Origin of the sequence: Hassallia byssoidea VB512170, assembly GCF_000817785.2 — a bacterium.
Classification (GTDB): Bacteria; Cyanobacteriota; Cyanobacteriia; order Cyanobacteriales; family Nostocaceae; genus Hassallia; species Hassallia carrinoi.
In genome coordinates this window covers 1-19,477 of the sequence record NZ_JTCM02000121.1, presented here as the reverse complement: position 1 = coordinate 19,477, position 19,477 = coordinate 1, and the positions used below count along the sequence as shown (strand labels likewise).

Below are 19,477 nucleotides of genomic sequence, written 5' to 3'. Positions count from 1 at the left end.
ACGACAAATGGGGACAGGCTTGTTTTGTAGATCCGCAATTACCCACGACTATTTTTGATGAAGCCTGTCCCCATTTGTCTAGGGAAGGACTCGCCCATTGCCCATTGCCCATTGCCCAATTACCAACATTTTCAATCAAGCATTTGCTTCAAGATAATGCGATTGCGTCCTTCTGCTTTTGCCTTGTAAAGAGCCTTATCTGCTTCTTGAATTAAAGATGAGGGTTCAGATTCAAAAGTAGGAATCGTGGTTGCTACACCCAAACTAAGAGTGACGTAGCGACTAATAGTTGATGGCTCGTGAAGAATTTCCAACTCCCTGACTCCGGCTTGCATTGCGGCGGCAAAATGAACAGCTCCACCCATCTGAGTATTCGGCATAATTACTGCAAATTCTTCGCCACCGTAACGCGCTACTAAATCCTGAGAGTTTTGTACTGTTTCGCTTAAGACAGTACCAACCTTTTGCAAGCACGTATCTCCAGCCGGATGACCATATTTATCGTTATAAAGTTTAAAAAAGTCGATATCACAGAGAATAAGTGATAAAGGCGATCGCTCTGATGCTAGAGTCAACCACTGAGAATTTAGATAATCATTAAAACGCCGGCGATTAGCCACACCAGTTAAACCATCCACGTTAGCAAGATGCTGTAGAGCCTTGTTAGCAGCTTCTAATTGTTTGTATAATTGCGCTTGTTGCAGCAACCGTCGTACTCGTTGACGCAATATCCCCAGGTGAATTGGTTTGGTGACAAAATCGCTCGCTCCAGCTTCAAAAGCACGGTCTACTAAGTCTGGATCTTCCAATCCTGTAATCATCAATATGGGAGTGCGCTCCCATAGCTTTGAGATTACAGTAGTACCTAGAGAAGATCCACCAGTATCAAAGTTGGCTAAAGCTATAGCCAAGTTATTTCTGGCAATTTGAATCAGCTGCTTGCAGCAGGCAAAGCCATCCATCACCGGCATAATCGCATCTAACACAACTAGATCCGGTTTAACAGTTAAGAAAGCTTCTAAACACTCCTTACCATTTGTTACCTCCAGGACTCGATAACCTTCTTTTTCCAGAAATTCACGCAACAGCACTCTGATGAGTTTGTCATCATCAGCCAGCAGAATTAGAGGAGGTTTGTTGGAAATAGAAGTTGGTTTTTCGCCTGACATGAGTTGCGTTCCACAAAGAATACGGCATCTGGAGGCAAGCTATTAATTTATATTTCAAGATTTTGCTATTTTAACCACCAGAGCCTGTAATATTAATTGAATAAAATGGGGAAATTTTGGCGCTTTCTTGCGTTATGTTGATTTTACAGGCATTGACTGTCTGCAATTTACCGGAAAAGCCAAAAACTTACGCCCTGTGGTAGTGGTAAATATTTTTTTGTGTCTGGGTTTTTCGCTCTGATTCTGACAAAATAGCACCTAGAACAACCAAGTTTTTTCCCGTCTGTTTCTCAGAGTGGGTAACTTTGGGGTGGTTAGGGTGCGTTATCCCAGCGATCTGTGATTTGGGTATTTAGGCGATCGCTTATCAATGTCATAAATTGCCGTCCGGGTGCATCCCGCTTGACAATCAACCGTTTTCGGACAATAGACCCCTGACTTTCCCCGACTTCTGAAAGAAGTCTAATTGTTTTGAGCCAAGCAAATGGTAGATGACTGAGTTGCATAAAAAATCTATCTGAAACGCAAAGGCAATTTTTTTAACTTTTTTGTCTTGCCAGGTACATGGCAGGAGTTACTATTCATGTTTCCCAACTGCTTCATAGGAATTGCGATGTTATTGAAAACTTCAATTGTAAACCTTGAAACCTTCATTATGACCTTACTTTGCGCTTTGTAGCAAGTAAAAGTCAAGCGCGATCGCCTAACTTACCCAAATCCCGATCTCAGATTTCAACTTATTAAGCATCGGCAGACTTGGCACAATTTTATAATAATTGGATATAAAGTTACCAATTTTCTTCAATGCCAGACTCATTAATGTATCAGCAGGATGATTTTGTCGTCCTAGAAACAAACCAACCAGAACAATTTATGACTGCATCTGAGTTATTAGAAAAGCTGAAAAAAGTTCTGCAAAACTTCAACTTTCAAGATTTGCCACAAGACTTACGCTCATTTAATTCTGTGGAAGCTCAAGCTCAATATTTACTTGACACTAGTTGCGAGTTAGATATTGGTGTTGGTCAATATTTGCAGTGGTATGCAGTTCGTTTAGAAAAGTAATTAGTCAGTTATTAGTCATTAGCAAATGGCAAATGACTAATATCATGTCCGGCAAATTACACATATTGTAGAGACGTTCCGACGGAACGTCTGTACGTTTTTATTACTATTAATGAGCGCGGACATGATGTAGTCGCTATTTGCAAGTGCTAATCAGCGTCAGTTCAAGTTCATCTTCAGCTGTCTGGGTAACTTTAACTTCAACTCCCGGACCAAAAAACTTGGTCATTTTATCTAGCTTTTGTTCCCAAATATCAATTGGTATCATTGGCGAATCAAATTCTAAAATTAAAGCATAAGCGCCATTAATTTCTGTTTCTCTGAAGCCTGTAATTAATGGTCGTTCTTCATCTGTCGGACTTAAACCCAAGAACGACAAAGCCTTATCTAAATGAGCGTCTTGACCGTAGCTATATTGAGTAATGTCTCTGCGAATTTCTTTTTGAGTGTTAGTTGCTTGCTGTTCGCGTAGTGCTAATACTGATGGTGTTGGAGGTTCAGTGAAAGGTACGGGTTTGAGTTCATTTGCCTTCAGTGCGAATCCTCCCAGCAGTAGAGGAATCCCATAAAAAAATCCGACAAGATTAAGTGTGGCATAGTCAGCAGCGTAAGCGACGAAGCCCATGATGGTCAAAATCCCACCGACGGTTATACCGAGTGTTCCCAAGGAAAATTGGCGTAGCATAATTTCCGATTAGTATAAATTTTTAAGACCTCAGCTTTATTATCATCGGTTATGTGTCGCCCCGGTAGCAAAAGACTATAGTTTTAAAACACGAGTAAGCGTTTCAACGCTTAAATTAACGACTGAAGTCGTTACTACGTATGAGTATTTTCGTAGTAAGCGTTTCAACGCTTAAATCAAGGACGCTCAGTCCTTACTACAATCAAAGCTAAACTTGAGAAGTGTAAACAAGTCAAAAAAACAATGGATATACAAACTATAAAAGAACGAATCGCTGTAGTTGAAAGCAAACGCGAGTATTTGCTGAGTCTTTTGGAGCAACCCAACTTGGGAACTTTAAGAGTTGATGTAAATCAGGCTTTAGAAGAAATGGATGATTTACTCGACGAATTTAGACGCACGTTTCCGCAAACAGGAAGCAATTAAGCGGACCCAAGCAGCGATATAATACTAAATTACGTCGGCTGAAGTCTGAATTTAGACTTCAACCGACGCCTTTAACGTTACCATATTTCTAACTATTCGTTCTTTTGCTTCACCACTGGGTTTATCTATTATGCAACGGAGCGATCGCACTCACGCTGCCCTAATTGCTTAACCAAATCAATTAGTTCCCTAGTGGGTACATCTTTTTTGCAGAAAGCATCCAAGTTACTCATTGCTTTTTTCTCCAGCAACTTCGAGTCTTCCACCGAAGAGTAAGCAATGATTTGAGTCTCAGGGGAAATAGCTTTAATATGACCAGAAGCAGACCAACCATCCATCACTGGCATTTGTAAATCTAAAACAATCACATCTGGCTGGTGACGCTTAACCATTTCCACTGCTTCTTGACCATTACTGGCTAAACCTATAACTTGAATGTTTTCCTGGACCGAAAAAGCCAATTGCAATGTTAAACGAGTCAGTTCGTGATCGTCAACCACTAAAATACGCACAACAGTAGAAGGTTTACAAGACAGCATTAACATTTAAGGAAACGATTAAGTACTATAACTTTTATAGTTTATGGGAAGTACTGGTGGCATTGACTCTATCCTATGGTTGAATAATTGCTATGCACTTATAGATATTAATCGGATAGCTGAGGCAAAAATTAAAGTTTTATTAATAACTCGCGTTTTCCGAGTTATTTATGTTGGAAGAAATGTTTTGAATCAATCATATTTTAGGCAATGCTATTTGAACGCAATGCCATAGACATGAGAATTTTTTGTGAGTGAGATTCCGGACAATCCTCACCTGGATGGCGTTGGATATAACTGCCATCAGGCTGTAATTCCCAAGCTTGGCGGTTATCTGCCATCATAATTCCTAATACTTCTTGCAAATCTTTAGCAATATCTGGTTCTTGCACTGGGGTAATCACTTCCACCCGACGATCTAAATTGCGCCGCATCCAGTCAGCACTACCGATGTAAATTTCTTCTTCTCCATTGTTATAGAAGTAAAAAATGCGGGAGTGTTCCAAAAAGCGTCCGACAATACTAATAATGCGAATATTCTCACTGATATCTTTAAGACCCGGGCGCAGACAGCAAACACCGCGCACAATTAAGTCAATTTGCACTCCGGCGCGAGAAGCTTCGTATAAAGTGGCAATAATTTGCGGATCTACTAGAGAATTCATTTTCGCAACAATGCGCCCGGATAATTTATTTTGAGCATTCTCGATTTCGCGATGAATTAGTGCCAAAAAGCGATCGCGCATATTCACAGGGGCAACCAGCAACTGGCGATAAGACTTTTGCCGAGAATATCCCGTCAAAAAATTAAACACATCTGTAACATCAGCACCTAATTCTTCGCGGCAGCTGAACAAGCCAAAATCTGTGTAAAGTCGTGCAGTTTTCGGGTTATAATTACCAGTACCAATATGTACGTAGCGCAAAATCCGGTCATGTTCGCGGCGCACCACCATGACAATTTTGCTATGAGTTTTCAGACCTACCAAACCATAGACAACGTGAACACCAACTCTTTCTAATCGCCTTGCCCAATAAATATTATTTTCCTCATCAAACCGCGCCTTCAGTTCCACTAATACAGATACTTGCTTGCCATTTTCAGCAGCATCAATTAAGGCATTAACTATTGGTGAGTCACCAGAAGTCCGGTAAAGAGTCATTTTAATCGCCAACACGCCCGGATCGTGTGCCGCATGGGTAATAAAGCGTACTACCGAGGCAGAAAAAGATTGATAGGGATGGTGTACGAGTAAATCGCGTTCCCGAATCACCGAAAAAAAGTCTCTGCCATCCTCTACCCCTGACACACCTGGTTCTACAGTTGCTTCCTTAATCCGTTGTAAACGCGGGTGTACTACAGACTGCCACGGTTCGTCTTTGAGTTCTGATAGGGGTAATGCCATAAAATACATTAAATCCCGCAGTCCCAAAAGACCGTCTACTTCGTAAACATCGCTTTCTGCTAATTCTAAATCTTGTACTAGTCGCGATCGCACGCTTTCCGGAGTTTGGGATTGAATTTCTAGCCGTACCGGATTTCCTCCAAAGCGGCGTTTTCTTAGTTCTTGTTCAATTGCCAACAGCAAATCGTCAGCTTCATCTTCTTCTAGTCCCAAATCAGCATCGCGAGTAATGCGGAAAGGATGATATTCTTGAATAGTCATGCCTGGAAAGAGAGATTCCAGATTATGAGCGATCGCCTGTTCTAAAGGTACACCAGTCCAATTCGCAGGTTGTCCGTCGTGGTGAATTCCCAACTCAGGCGGTAAAGGCAAAAATCGGGGTAAGACTTTCGGGACTTTGACTCTGGCAAAAAATTCTTCCTCAGTTTCTGGGTTCTTGATCACAACAGCCAGATTCAAACTGAGATTAGAAATATAAGGAAAAGGATGGCTAGGGTCAACGGCAAGCGGAGTCAGAACCGGAAAAATTTGTTCGTTAAAATAGTTATCTAGATAACTTCGCTGTTTTTGAGTCAATTGGATGTAATCCAGGATATGGATACCATGACTTGCCAGCTTAGGTTTTAATACTTGCTCAAACTGGTGGTGCTGTAGCGTTACCACAGGACGCAAGCTCAAACTAATGTCATCTAACTGTTGTTGCGGTGTGCGACCATCAGGAGTTAACAGGCTGACTTTCGCTTCTACCTGTTGCTTTAACGCTGCAACGCGCACCATAAAAAACTCATCCAGGTTAGAACCAAAAATTGCGATAAATTTGAGGCGTTCTAAAAGGGGTGTTCGCTCGTCACAGGCTTCATGCAACACCCGGCGATTAAACTCCAACCAGCTTAACTCGCGGTTCAGGTAATATTGTGGGTCACTAAGATTTACTTGTTGAGCGATCTTCTTAGATTTCGGCATGATTACTTAGGGATAAACAAGCGCAACCCATTTAACGAGAAGAGCATACTAAATATAGTAAATGAAATCGAGCGATCACTTCTAAAGGAGATGGGGGGACAAGGGGACAGGGGGACAAGGGGGACAGGGGGACAGGGGGAGGTTACTTTATTTTTCTATGACCCAAACAGAAGGATTGTTAATCATACTTACCAAACTACCTAAAACTTGGTTGTAAGTAGCATAAAGATCTCTACCAGACTCAATGTCTAAATAATTACATTTAACGGCAAATTTAATCCATGTTTGAGTTTCAGCAGCTTCCGCTTGTCTACGACACGCTCCGCGAACACAATCATTTAATTTAGCTACAAAAGCTGCTGCATAACGACGTTTCCGCCATGCCTCAGCTAAAGAGCGCACAGACAGAACGAGACGACCGTCGTATCTGATCTGTTAATGCATATCGTTCCTCTATAGGAAACTTTTTAGAGAATTCAAAGATTTTCATGGCTGTACCAAATGCCACTTGATAAACTTCCAAATCCTCATGACTTTTAATTGATCCTTTCCTCATCTCCTTGTCCCCTTGTCCCCTTGTCCCCGTGTCTCCCTGTCCCCGTGTCCCCGTGTCCCCGTGTCCCCTTGTCCCCCTAATCCCCTTGTCTCATTTCTTCTTCGCTGCGGCAGAAATAGGTAATTGCAGATTTTGGTTATAAACAAACTCGCTCTTAATTTCGACCTGTTGTTTGGGTAAAGTATCGTTGGGGTTGAGTGAATCTTGGGGAGAAACCCGCAATGTATACTTACCTACAGGAACTCCATCAAGGCGATAAAGACCAAATTGGTCAGTCATGGCAGATAAAGCGCGGATACCGGCAGAGTTGATGAGTTCAATTCGCACTCTTTCAATCGGCTGACCAGCTACATCGGTGATGCGTCCGGCTACACCGTATTCTGGTCTAACGGGAAAATCTAATTTAGTGACAGCGGAGGTAGCAACCTGAACGACTGTAGAAGTTTTCGGTACGGAGAGTTCTACAGGTAATTCGTCAGGTTCGAGTTCAACTATATAGTTACCTTCAGGCAAGTTGCCGACAAAGAAGTTACCGCTGGAGTCAGTTCTGGTACTACCGACACTTTGGTTGCGTTTATCGTACACGCGGACGTTAGAACCACTTAAATCAAACTTTTTGTTTTCACCTTGTACGACTAAGCGTCCAGCGATCGCCCCGCGATCTTTGCCAATACCGCTATAGTTAGCTGGGGCGACTCGACCCCCGGCAAAAGATAAATCTGATACCAATGATAAACTCAGGCGATCGTCGCCAAATCCGCCAAAATTGCCTCTAGTTCTACTTGGGATGCCTTGATATTCAATTCTGGCAAATAACCCTGGAAGAACCTGCATACTAGCACCTGCGAGTGGTCCTATTTCTCCATCTCTATATGACACTCCTAAGTTCCAGCTTAGTGCCCTCAGGTCACTGGGATTATGACCAATACCTATAGAATAACGAGGTGCTGAATTGCCACCAAATTCATTACCAAAAGATAGCTGATAAGTATTACTTAAGTTATAAGTTAAATCGGAAATATATGCATCACCATAAGTATTAAAAGACAATCTTGTTAATCTATTTGGTTGATAGAAAGCATTAAATAAATACCGTCCGTCAAAGTCAGGTCTACCGTTTAAAGATAATGTTGAAAAAGGTCGGGCTGAAAAAGTAGGTAAAATGTAACTAGCAGAACCGCTATCATCTTTACGATTGCGGGCAAGAAATCCCAAATTGAGAGTATTACCGAAGCGATATTTGAGTTCTAGACTATGATTAAATAATTGTGTAGAGTTTCTAAATAATCTATATCCTTCTGGTAATGATTGAGAATTAGCATTAATTTCCAACCTATTTAACTGCACATCCAAATCTGCCGAGTAACCAAGCTTATTAGCAGAAGTCCCAACACTTGCAGATAAAACAACTGGATTTGCCAAACGCCAAATTAAACCAGCTTGACTTTGCAACGCATTGGGAACTGCTTGTAATGAACTTTCAAAAGTTAAATTACTTGAAAGTCCTTGCCGCAATTGATAAAAACCAACTGGTTTTCCTTGATAATCAGAATTGATATCTCCAAACAAACCATTTTGGACTAAGTTACCGCTAAAACCTAACCCACCTAACTGTACATTACCACCTGCGGGAAGTAGCAAATCAGAAGCATTAATTCTGACAGTACGAATTTCGCGGGGTACACGCAAATTATTGCGGTCAAAAATCAAAACTTCAATTTCATTGCTTTGACCAACAGGTAAATTTACATCAATAAATTCGTATAGTCCGTTAAATCCTACCTGCTGTTGAGCAACTACAGAACCACCAACTCTCAGTTGTACAAAACTTGCTGGTTCGGCTTTACCGCGAAATGTTTGTATAGGTCTAGAACGTCTTGGTAAAAGTTCATTTGCGCTGTAACTATTACCAAAGCTTTCTTCTGGAAGATTGCTATAACCGAATTGGAAACCCGTTAAATCAATGCCATTTAACAGGGGATGTAATCCTACTTGTTGCCGTCCTAATTGATAAAGAAATCGACCGCTATGTTTATATAAAAAGTATTCAGAAACGTCTGGTTGATCAACAAAATTATTATCCAAGCGCAAACGGTAAGCCCATCCTCCTAGTCTACCACCCAAAAGTGAAGAACTACGTAAGCTTGTATCTCCGCCATTAGTATCAATATTTAACTCTTGCCTAAAGTTTGAAAGTCCGCTGCTAGGTGCAAAAAATTCTGGTTTTAAATCAGCAGCCCTTGCTCGATATTGTCCGACATTTCCGCGCCAAGGTAAGTCTGTAAGCAAACTTAAATCAGCAGTGTTTAGCTCTACATTTATGCTTAATTCATCTTTAAGTGCAGACTTAATAATGTATGTAATACCATTAATTTGCTTTAAAGAATTCGGTTGCAGCTTAACAACTCCTAAAGGAGTCTTTACTTGGGTTGCGGTATCAGTATTTTCTACTTTAAATCCAGCAATTTCACCAAAGCTTTCTAGAGGAATTAGAAGAGTATTTCCTTCTTGAATAATATCTAAAGTACCAACTTCTCGACCGTTGATAATCACACCTACCAAAAAAGGCTCATCGGGAGATTTGGCTAGCTGGATAGAACCTTTTCCGGTAAGTTTTTCTATTAACGTATTTTTACTATCATTATTAGTAACATTATTTGCTGCTACCTTTTCTTGGTTAGGAGCATTAGCATTATTATTTTCTGGCTTTTTATTATTGTTAGCTGTTAAGGAATTAGTATTTTCTGTGGAAGTCGATGTTTGCTGCGGTATAGAACTAGCTATTTCTTCTGAAGTTGTTGTATCTGGTTTTAGCTTATTATTTAAGGAAGCAGATATAGAAACGCTGATTAGTTCCTGCACAATTGCCAGAATTTTTCCTGTTTGTGCATTTGTGTTGCTAGCAATTTCTTGGGTAACACCATTATTGTTGTTATCTTCTGGCTTTTTATTATCTGTAGTTTGTTCAGGAGTAGCGATCGCTATTTCTTCAGAATGTTGGTTATCTGATTTTCCCGCATCATTACCAATATTATTTAGCGAAGCATAAAGAGAAACGCTTATTAATTCTTGCACTGCTGAAAGTATTTTACCTATGGTATTTTTTCCAGCAGATTTGTTATTAGATAAGCTGCTAATTAACTTTTGATACCCAGGTTGCTCACCAGAACTAGTATTTGTGTTTGCTGGCGTTGCAGTATTTTGAGGTTCTATATTTGCAGAGGCTGTTACTTCCTCGTCAACTGTCGCAATGTTAGGTGTAGGTGAACTATTTTCCGGAGAACTTGATGCTGGTGCGGTGGTAGTATTTTCTGTTTTTTGGTTGGCGGCTGGTAAAAAACCTTTTGCTTGTTTTTGTTTCTGAGTTTGTGCTTGGAAACTTAGAATTACCGACTTTTTCTTTTGGGATGTAGTGCAAACTACAGCTTCTCTTGCTTGATTAGAAGCCGCCAGCATTTTCCCTAATAAGTTGTTGACAAGATCGGATTTATGAGGCGGAAGTTGTGGCGATCGACAAATTTTAGCTTGTGCTTTCGTTGCACTATTTTGTAGCGAGGCTTTTGTTGGGTCAGCAGCCAAAATTTGTTCTATATCCGATTTGTTAGCAACCTGTTCAGGTGTCAACGTAATGAAAATTGGCGGGGGTGTAGGTGGTAAAGCTAGGTAGAGCATACGTAAGCACAAGTTTTGAAGTATTTAGCCTCTAAATAAGCTGTGAACTGTAATTAAATTCACCCAGTCTTAGCTGTTAAGTTATAAGTAAGGAAAATGCATTTTACTTAATACTGGTGGACTGAGAACTCAGCACTATTTAATGCTTGAAAAATTTTTTGGCAGCAAACTCTCTCAGGGTTACAGTCAATTCACCCTGAAGAGTAAGAACTTTTGCTGTAGCAAAAGCTATTTAGCTGAAGAATTCACAGGTTTAGGAGCAGGTTTTGAGACGTTAGCCGCAGCTGGAACAGTGAAAGGAATACCTGTATCAACCGCCATCCCACTCAAGTTACCGTTGATATCCAATACGTAGTTACCAGGAGGTAGTTGTCTGGTTAAAGGTTGTAAAAGTTGGCGACGATTATCTGGCAAAATAGGTGGTAATTCTAAAACTCCAGCCTGAACAATGCTTGCTGGTAGCTTGGTCTTTGGATTACCTACACCAGCTATAGGTTGTGTTGCTTTCGCACCTGGATAGTTAGCAGCACGCCAAATGGCGTATTGACCATTTATTCTAATGTGTGCATTACCTTTATTGGACACATCAAATAATGCTTTGATGACATTAGATTTAGTATCAACACTCACAGAGTTGACAGTACCGACTCGCTTTACTTCTCCTGTATAGCCATAGACAACAACACCTACACGACCGAGAGTGCTAATAGCCTGCGAATCTGGATTGTCAGCAGCAATTTCTTCTAAATAAATAACAGCACGATATTCGCCAGGAGCGGGTTTAACTTTAGGACGAATTGCAAAGCGTACAGTTTGAGTACTGCGAGGTGGAATTGTAAATCTAGAGGGAGTAAAAACAATCCACTGGTCTAGAGATTGCTCGTTGGATGGTGCATCTTCTAGCTCATTTTTTTCATCCATTGTCCAATTCCGTACATAAGCCTTCATTTCTGCTGGCTTGTTGGATAAGTTAGTAATTTGAATGGAATTGGAACGAGCTTGTTTGGCTTTAATATCTAATTCCATGCGGGAAGGACTGACACCAACATCAATTGCATTAGCACTTGGTATTCCCCAGGCAAACAAGCTAATTAAACTTAACGCTATATGTTTTGCAGTTTTCTGAAACATTTGAACCTTTAACTTCCTCACACAACAAATGCAAAAAATGTAAAAAAAATACAGCTTTACGGACACTGCGTATTATTTACTGGTACACACACCTGAATTTGTGCTTTAAAAGTACCGTCTACCATCAATTGTGATAATTCACTAAATACCAAAGCCACTCCTTCTCCTACTACAACTGTGCCGTCATTGCAGGCTGTAATTTGCTGAATGTTTCCAAAATGTTTGGCATCAGCTTTTTTCAAAGGATTACCTGTTCGATTCTCAGGGTTTACCACTTCATATGTGGCATTCTTTCCAATAATAGATGCTGAATCTGTATTCTTTACTCGCATCTGCCAATATGTTGGCACTTCTTTAGTGGCAATTAACTTGTAAGGTGGTTTACCTGCTAATAGTTCTTCTCGAGTACGAACTTGTTCTACATTCGTATTACCTACAATGTCTATTTGTGTCAAATTCGGAACTTTCTCTTCAACAACAGATAACCGATAAAGTTCTGCCTGACAGCCAAGAGTATTTGATTGTGCGAAGACTTTTGGTTGTGGAACGAATAAAAGTACCACAAGAATACTTAAGTTGCATCTAATAGTCTGTCGGCAGTTCATTTTCTCAAAAGTATGAAATTTGGATGTGAAAAATTTAAAACTTCATCTTAACTTCTTCACATTTTTTTATTTATGTCATCAATTATGATTATTTGCCATTTCCAAAATATTATTAATTAAAGGATTTTACTCCGGAAGAAATACTTATCATAATTAATGACATAAACCCTATTGGAATCTGCACTTTGTTTTGATTTGATGTTTGTGTGCAGAAATTAATTTGTATCTAGAGAATTCTGGAAGCAGGCAAAATGCCTGCACCAGAAATATTCACAGTTTAAAGTTGATTACGGGCTAACAACAGAGATTGATAGCTGACCTCCGGTGTAATTTGTACCTGAGCTGGTATTACCGTTGCTAAATTTAAACTTAAGTTGAGCTGTGCCTTCATAAGGAGTACCAGCCGGAGTAGGTGTGGTTGTGATATCATTTCCCGCTACAACACTCATAACGACTGTATCAGCGCTACCAAGTCCACCATTAGTTGAACTCACAAGAGTGTCTTTAGTTGGAGTAATTTTAACTTTCGATCCTGTTCCACCCCAAACCTGGTATAGCGGCGTTACTGTCCTGATAACTTCGGTTGTTGCCTCAGTGGGAGGAGCAGTCTTTGGTAGAGGTGTAATAGTGCCAGTTGTTTCATCGTATTTACCAACTTGATCTACGGACTTTCCTCCTAATAAATCCTGTGTGCTAACCACAAATTTCAGACTTTCATATGTACGCAGGAAGACACCTGGCTTGATTTGAATTTCTACTGGTAAATTTGCGGTTTGTGCATTAGCAGGTGCTGCAATAATAGCGCTACCCAAAGCGGCTGCACTAGCAGCTAGAATAACTAAAACTTTGTTTTTCATGATGTCAAAAATCTCTCCGAGGTGTAGGTAGTGTCAATTGTGGAAATGTGATTAACTCTCGTTTTCTCACTCATTCAAACTAATTGGGTTTTGTTAATTACTGTTTGATAGAGATTCCCTGGTAAGCCCGAGAGTGCATTGAGAACTGTCTTATCTTGGAAAAACTACTTAAGTTGTATACAGTCGTAATTCCAGGATGAGTGCCAGCATTAGTTGTTAGCATTTGGAATTTTGCATTTGAAATTTAAACTATTTGAAACATCACCTCCTTTGTGGAAAATTGAAACCTCTGTAACACAAATGCATTATTTTTGTTGAATTTATTAGCAAGAATATGTAACTTAATAAACCAACTAAAAAAAGAGAGCGATCGCTGTCTTAAACAATAAAAAATTCCTTCTTAGATTATTATCGTTGGAATTTTTAGTAGTTAAATTTGCTGATAATTATTAATTTCTCCTCGTAACGTCTTTACAAGAAGAATTTAACCTGTTTACCTAAAAGACCACTTCAGTGAGAATATGGAATTGTGAGGAGGTTCATACCAAATATTCTCAGTAATAGCACTGAAGACATATTTTCAGCTAAAAGCATTAATAGTAACTTAGATTTCAGTGCCCTTTGCCAAAAGAGAAGAAGCAACTAAAGTCGCGCTGTTTGCGGGTAAAAAAACGAAGTTTGCCTATCCGATGCCGGGAATAGGTTCTGCTTTTCGGTAGGCAGAGTAAATAAGATTTAAAGTAATAACTAAGAAAAACTGATTATTAATGATTAATGGCTAAAAAGTAACAAGTATGTTTCAAGCTACTCGTCGCCGTCTCGCCCTTTGGTATACTGCTGTAACAGCGGTGCTGCTGCTAGTGTTTGCTAGTGGGGTGTATTTATATGTCCGCAGTACGTTGATTGAGCGGATTGACGATACTTTGAATCATGTAGTGGAAGTAGTAGAGCGATGTCTAACGACAAGTCGTTGCGCGTCTACGTTTGTGATTGAATCGATAAACCCTAATTTAAGTGAGTTCCGCTTTAATGTGTCAGCTAGTTTTGCCAACAATGCGGACACGGTAGAAGATGACCATATCGATTTAGAGTGGTTTAGTCCGACTGGTGAATTAATTTGGTCAACTTTATCTCAACCGCTGAATATTCCTATTCATGTTAACCGCATGGGTGAGACTGTGCGTGTGGTTAGGGGGAGTGGGGGAGTGGGGGGACAAGGGGGACAAGGGGAGCCAGCGCGTTGCGGAGGTTCCCTCCGTTGTAGCGACTGGCGTGGACAAGGGGGACAAGGAGGACAAGGGGACTCCTTGGAGACAAGGAGACAAGGGGAAATTTCTTCCCCTGCTTCCCCTGCTTCCCCTGCTTCCCCTGCTTCCCCCTCTCCCTTGTCTTCCCCCTCTCCCTTGTCTCCCCCCTCCTCCACTCCCCCACTCCCCACTCCCCACTCCCCACTGTTGCTGCGGCAAGTTACGCAACGGGTGGAAGTCGGACGGCAGGTTTTAGGATATCTGCGTGTTAGTCATCCTTGGTTTGAGGTGACTAAACCGAGTCGTCAGTTGATTTTTGATTTGGCATGGGGTACTGGGTTGATGGTGCTTTCGGTGGGTGCTAGTGGTTGGTTTCTTTCAGGTAAGGCAATGGAACCGGTGGGTGAGTCTTACCAACGTTTGAAACAATTTACGGCTGATGCTTCTCACGAACTGAGAAGTCCGATCGCTTTAATTCAAACTAATGTGCAAGTTGCTCTCAATGATTTGGAATGGAGAGACGCAAATCCTACTTCTTTACACTATCGCCAACAATTAAAAATAGTAGAACGCTTAACGCAGCGTTTGGGGAAGTTAGTCAACGATCTACTATTTCTCGCAAGACAAGATAGTGGCATCAGCAAAGATGTTTTTTCACCTTGTCCGCTTGATGCTTTGCTGATGGAAGTGATTGAAGAACAACATTTGCTAGCTGCGGAAAAAAACATCACTCTAACTTTAAACTTGATTGACCCCCCAGCTACGGAAGTTAACCTTGAATTGCTCGACAATTGGTTTACACTTGTGGGCGAGTGGGATCAACTAGTGCGATTGTTCACAAATTTGATTGGCAATGCTTTAAGGTATACGCCATCTGGTGGACGGGTAAATGTGGAATTGACGCGGATTGAGGCAATAAATCCGGTTTCTCGGCTACGTCACAGCACCGCTTTGCAAATTAAAGTGAGTGATACGGGGATTGGTATTCCCAGCGAGGCTTTACCTTGCTTGTTCGATCGCTTTTATCGAGTAGATCCAGCACGTACCCACAATACAGCAAATAAAAAGTGCGAAAGTACCACCGGATCGGGTTTGGGACTCGCGATCGCTCAAGCTATTGTCCAAACCCATCAAGGTCAAATTCACGTTGAAAGCACTCAAGGCATTGGCACCACCTTCACTGTCATTTTACCAATCACTCTTGAGTCTTAGTTTTTTAACAAACAATTGTTTCCTGTGACAGATGCAAAGGTATGAATTTTATTTGTAATTTATATTGCGAAGCCATGAGATTTGAGCCATCAATTTGGTCTCTAGCGGTTTGAAATTCCTACTGCTGAAGTTTATTTTAGTAGTTATTCAAACTGCTAGCTTGCTATTGGTAAAAATCGCACTCGGCGAAAACGCATATATAAAAGCATTTGTGGAGGGTTAGATGCCAATTTCTATAGTCAGACACGAACTCTACGATTTACTAAAAAAAATTGCCGAAAGTGGGCAAGAATTGCATGAAGTTGATTTTTCGGGAAACAAATTATCAGAAGCAGATTTATTAGCTCATTTAGATTACCTAAATCAAAATCAGTACATTAATGCTGAGTTTACAAACGATGGTCGCTTTCAGAAGGCAAAAATAACCGATAAAGGGCGTAATCTGATAGACAACTATGAGGATAAGTTGTCGAAAAACCCAGAGTCAGGTTCATCTGCACCAATCGCTGAGAAAGATTTGCCCTTTTTGGAAAAGGTGATGGTGAATGGGGGTTTGGCAGATATCTTCGATGCTAGAGATATCACAGAAGTCGCATTCCGGGTGATGCGCGATTTGATGAGTACCGAAGCTGCCGATCGCGTTGAAGCTGAATTGCACAAACCAGCCGAAAAAACTGAAGATAAAGCGCTACAAATGGAAATTGCCGAACTCTGGCACGATACAAATCCGCTTGTCGGATTTTTAAGTCGGGTACGTCCACCCTGGCAAGGTCCTGGCATCTTTAAGATTGATAGCGATCGCTTTTTATTTCGGGTGGCTAATGAAGGTACAATGCCACCAAATGCTGACCGCGAAAAGGTAGTCATGGCAATATTTTCTGCCACTAAAGACGAACTATCAGAAGAACGAATTCAGGAAATTGCTAGCTGGTTGCCCGATCTAGTTCGCAAAATGTGGGAAGAAGCGTAAATCAAATATAAAGTTAGGAGGTGGGAATTTTCAGCAATTCTTACCTCTTAATTTTTACTAAAACTATAACTAATGATAGATTTACATTTGACTTAAGGTTGAAATAAAAATTTTCCGGTTTTTATTTTTTCACCTATTAGTTAGAGGCAAAGCTTATTATTTCTTAGCTAACATTGAAATAATATTTTTTAAGATATCAAAGTGAAGATTTTGGAGAATAAAAAAATGAATAAACATCAACAGAATTGGCAGAATTCGGCGAAATTGCTAGGGACTATTTTTGGCGGACTGCTTATAGGTTTGCCAGCAGTTCCACATGCGGCGCTCGCACAACAATCTACTCCCCAAATTAACCCTTGCCCTCGGATTTTCTACGAAGAACCGCACAACAATCGAGTTATGGTTCCTCAAGGATGTCCCCCTAATGCTTTCACTCAAAAAATGGGAATGCAAGGGCAAACTCCGATTCGCAACAACACCTCTGTTAACCCAACACCCGAACAAACAACGATGGGTGTAGGCGGTGAAATGCCTGATGGAACTAGCACATCGCAGAATTACAATTATAACAGCCAGTCGTCGATGATGCGATCGCCACAAGGCATGAGTAATTCATCTGGGGAAGTCACCAACTCTACACAACAAAGCCAAACTTCCGTAATCCAAACACCATCACCGCAACAGCAACAACCCGCTGTAGCAATGGTAATGCCTACGAGTGGCAAAGTAGGTGTCCGCTTGGTAAATCAGACAGCCGCACCTATTAGCTACCAAGTAATTGGCGATACAGCACCGCGAACCCTGCAAGGTAAATCTGAGGTAATGTTGCAAGGTTTAAGCACTCCTGTAACGGTTACTTTCTATCGTCAAGATAAAGGACTCTTGATGGTGACACCACAAGGATCTTCTCAAGAAGGTATGTTGCAACTTTCATTCAAGGAAACAACCGACGTGAACATGGATAAAAGTGCAATGAGAATTGACCAAAATGGTGCTGTGTTCTTGAATTAGAATACGTCTTGACGACTAAAATTTGACGCGGCTGTAAAACACTCGTTTCACATTCAAAGGCGGCAGTAACGTAGAACAGCACGATCGCCCCAAGCAGGACAAAAATCAACGGCATATGTTAAAAAATCTGACCAGGTTAAAAAATAGATGGACTCCTATGAGAACTCTGGTGTTCCATACAGCAAAGCATCATTATTAAGCTATTCAGATGGGAATTAGGGTGTGTTACACGTACTTTTCGCACCCTACGATCGTGGGCGATCGCACTTGCCGTAAATCTCTTATTAGACATATCCGATTAGGAGACTAAAACACTTACAATGCTTCAGTCGAAATCTAATTTATGGAGATGTGTATTAAGAAGACAGATGCCGTTAGAAAACTGATTGACCCATAACATTTCCTGGGGAAACGTAGCGGCAAACGAGTCTAGCGTTCCCATCACCACCGTCAACAACAGCACATCCTACTTGTGTAGTGTTCCTCCAAACCATTTGAGTATAGTGACCGACATCAGCCCAATTGCCAGTATTACTAACATTTGGGAACTTTCCCTTGACAAAATGCTGCTTTTCATTCCCCCAACTCCCAACCATTTGTGTAAAGCTAAACCTGTGTGATGTGCCCATCCAAAGGTTTTCTCCTTGACCGGAAGTCCCACTATGCTGGAATAATCTGTTGGAACTGAGGTAATTTGCCCACTCTTGAGCCTGACTAGCCAAAGTATTAGACCAAGTGAGGAATGGAACACCGACTTGCGATCTGTACGAGTTGTGGGCATTCAGTATCTCTTGTGCCATACCACCGCCTGACGGACCAGATGGAGTATCTTGTCCGACTTGTTTGAAGGATGAGATCATATCATTCCAGGTATTGGTGACCCAAGGATATTCACCCGGCGTAAGCCGAAAACTTCTCCCTTGGAAGTTTGCATTCTCAAAAAATTCCCAAGTGCCGGAGTAAACTTTAATCGAGGATATTTTGTCGTTCCAAAAATCTCCAACATAAGAATAGTCCCGATCGAGAGAACCTGATGTGGCTCCAGAGAAATTGGAATCCGCATAAATTTCGACTGGCATAATTAACGCTCCAAAATTTGAAAAGTAGTTATTTTTGTTTTGTTCGGGTCAATATAAATCCATTGGCAAGTGTTGGTTGCTTTATGTCGGTTTGATTGACTAACATAAAGCAATCTTAATAACTGCTATTGACAGCAGCTATACTCTGAACGGCTAATAACTGGATTTATCTTAGAATGGCTGAAATCGTTGACTGATAATATTTTTAATTATCAAAAAGTCAAGCTCTAAGGCGTTCTTATTTTATATAGGCGCAAGCAAAATTAATTTATGCACCTCTGACTATACTTTTGCAGAAATTGACCCATAAATTAAGCTCCTGGGCTGACCTATCAAAAAATTGCAACTGTCGGTTTAAGCAGCCAAACGGAGAATCCGGTCTAACTCACCTGAGTGTGGCAGCAAGTCCGATCAACGCAGAGGACTCTTGGGAAAGTACTTGAGCGATCGCTTTCATGTTGTAGTCCTTTAGGTGGGAAAAACTGAAGACAGTCCTTTGAAATCACCCGTAATCAAAAAAAGAATCCCTGGTCTGACCACGCAAAACCTGTCCCTCTGGGAGTCAACAGAGGGACAGACTTGAACGTCCGTTCAAGGCAGGGAAGAGGTCGATTCGGGAATTATGGTTAATTAGCCGGACATGATATAATTTGTTGTTGCGGTCAAATAATCTGTCGCTCTACACCTTCAGACCTTCAGACTTCAGTCTGAGGCTATACGAACAAAGCCCACGCAGGTGGGCTTTTAAACACGAAGTCCAAAGTAGGCGGTGAGACAGCGCTGCGGGAGGGGTTCCAAAAAATCAGACAAAACCGGACAGCCATATAGCTGAAATAGTCGTGGAGTTTTGAGGATCTTTAATACAAGGCTGTCCGGTTTTGTCC

At 41.0% G+C, this 19,477-nt stretch carries 15 protein-coding genes and 1 pseudogene; 5 read left to right on the top strand and 11 right to left on the bottom strand.

The window, feature by feature from the left end; genetic code table 11:
• Nucleotides 1-131: 131 nt before the first annotated feature.
• Nucleotides 132-1,169, bottom strand: a complete 1,038-nt coding sequence (locus PI95_RS30015; RefSeq protein ID WP_039742364.1) for a response regulator — start codon at nucleotides 1,167-1,169, stop codon at nucleotides 132-134.
• Nucleotides 1,170-1,483: 314 nt separating this feature from the next.
• A complete protein-coding gene (locus tag PI95_RS30010; protein ID WP_039742367.1) occupies nucleotides 1,484-1,675 on the bottom strand; it encodes a hypothetical protein in 192 nt (63 codons plus the stop codon).
• Between the two features lie 298 nt (nucleotides 1,676-1,973).
• Between PI95_RS30010 and PI95_RS30005 the strand changes: the two genes are divergently transcribed.
• Nucleotides 1,974-2,234 carry a CRR7 family NDH-1 assembly protein gene (locus PI95_RS30005; protein WP_039742370.1) on the top strand — a complete coding sequence of 87 codons (261 nt, stop codon included), beginning with the start codon at nucleotides 1,974-1,976 and terminating at the stop codon, nucleotides 2,232-2,234.
• Nucleotides 2,235-2,370: 136 nt separating this feature from the next.
• Here PI95_RS30005 and PI95_RS30000 read toward each other — a convergent pair whose 3' ends face one another.
• Entirely contained in the window at nucleotides 2,371-2,919 is a 549-nt protein-coding gene (locus tag PI95_RS30000; protein ID WP_039742373.1) for a DUF2854 domain-containing protein, read from the bottom strand.
• Between the two features lie 243 nt (nucleotides 2,920-3,162).
• Here PI95_RS30000 and PI95_RS29995 point away from each other — a divergent pair, with 243 nt between their 5' ends.
• Nucleotides 3,163-3,345: a hypothetical protein gene (locus PI95_RS29995; RefSeq protein WP_039742376.1), complete on the top strand. Its 183-nt coding sequence runs from the start codon at nucleotides 3,163-3,165 to the stop codon at nucleotides 3,343-3,345.
• A gap of 128 nt (nucleotides 3,346-3,473) precedes the next feature.
• On the opposite strand, the gene PI95_RS29990 is transcribed toward PI95_RS29995, so the two are convergent.
• The 7 genes and pseudogenes from PI95_RS29990 to PI95_RS29960 all read right to left on the bottom strand — a co-directional run bounded on the left by PI95_RS29990 (nucleotide 3,474) and on the right by PI95_RS29960 (nucleotide 13,074).
• Entirely contained in the window at nucleotides 3,474-3,890 is a 417-nt protein-coding gene (locus PI95_RS29990) for a response regulator (protein ID WP_039742378.1), read from the bottom strand.
• Nucleotides 3,891-4,087: 197 nt separating this feature from the next.
• Nucleotides 4,088-6,253 carry a polyphosphate kinase 1 gene (ppk1, locus tag PI95_RS29985; protein WP_039742381.1) on the bottom strand — a complete coding sequence of 722 codons (2,166 nt, stop codon included), beginning with the start codon at nucleotides 6,251-6,253 and terminating at the stop codon, nucleotides 4,088-4,090.
• Nucleotides 6,254-6,400: 147 nt separating this feature from the next.
• Nucleotides 6,401-6,809: pseudogene (locus tag PI95_RS29980) on the bottom strand (four helix bundle protein).
• Nucleotides 6,810-6,899: 90 nt separating this feature from the next.
• Complete coding sequence (locus PI95_RS29975) at nucleotides 6,900-10,481, bottom strand: carboxypeptidase regulatory-like domain-containing protein (protein WP_039742385.1); 3,582 nt, start codon at nucleotides 10,479-10,481, stop codon at nucleotides 6,900-6,902.
• A 228-nt stretch (nucleotides 10,482-10,709) separates the two neighbouring features.
• A complete protein-coding gene (locus PI95_RS29970; RefSeq protein WP_039742388.1) occupies nucleotides 10,710-11,612 on the bottom strand; it encodes a fimbrial biogenesis chaperone in 903 nt (300 codons plus the stop codon).
• A 56-nt stretch (nucleotides 11,613-11,668) separates the two neighbouring features.
• Nucleotides 11,669-12,175: a hypothetical protein gene (locus PI95_RS29965; protein ID WP_039742391.1), complete on the bottom strand. Its 507-nt coding sequence runs from the start codon at nucleotides 12,173-12,175 to the stop codon at nucleotides 11,669-11,671.
• 329 nt (nucleotides 12,176-12,504) lie between these two features.
• The gene (locus tag PI95_RS29960) at nucleotides 12,505-13,074 is read right to left on the bottom strand and encodes a hypothetical protein (protein WP_039742394.1); all 570 of its coding nucleotides are present in this window, start codon (nucleotides 13,072-13,074) and stop codon (nucleotides 12,505-12,507) included.
• 794 nt (nucleotides 13,075-13,868) lie between these two features.
• Here PI95_RS29960 and PI95_RS29955 point away from each other — a divergent pair.
• From PI95_RS29955 to PI95_RS29945, 3 genes are all read left to right on the top strand, one after another.
• Nucleotides 13,869-15,533 (top strand): sensor histidine kinase, encoded by a 1,665-nt coding sequence (locus PI95_RS29955; RefSeq protein WP_039742397.1) that lies wholly within the window; start codon nucleotides 13,869-13,871, stop codon nucleotides 15,531-15,533.
• A 502-nt stretch (nucleotides 15,534-16,035) separates the two neighbouring features.
• Nucleotides 16,036-16,503 (top strand): DUF2267 domain-containing protein, encoded by a 468-nt coding sequence (locus PI95_RS29950; RefSeq protein ID WP_373695725.1) that lies wholly within the window; start codon nucleotides 16,036-16,038, stop codon nucleotides 16,501-16,503.
• Between the two features lie 225 nt (nucleotides 16,504-16,728).
• Nucleotides 16,729-17,514, top strand: coding sequence for a hypothetical protein (locus PI95_RS29945; RefSeq protein WP_039742403.1), 786 nt, complete (start codon nucleotides 16,729-16,731; stop codon nucleotides 17,512-17,514).
• A 374-nt stretch (nucleotides 17,515-17,888) separates the two neighbouring features.
• Here PI95_RS29945 and PI95_RS29940 read toward each other — a convergent pair whose 3' ends face one another.
• Entirely contained in the window at nucleotides 17,889-18,593 is a 705-nt protein-coding gene (locus tag PI95_RS29940; protein WP_163519320.1) for a CAP domain-containing protein, read from the bottom strand.
• Nucleotides 18,594-19,477: the final 884 nt, after the last annotated feature.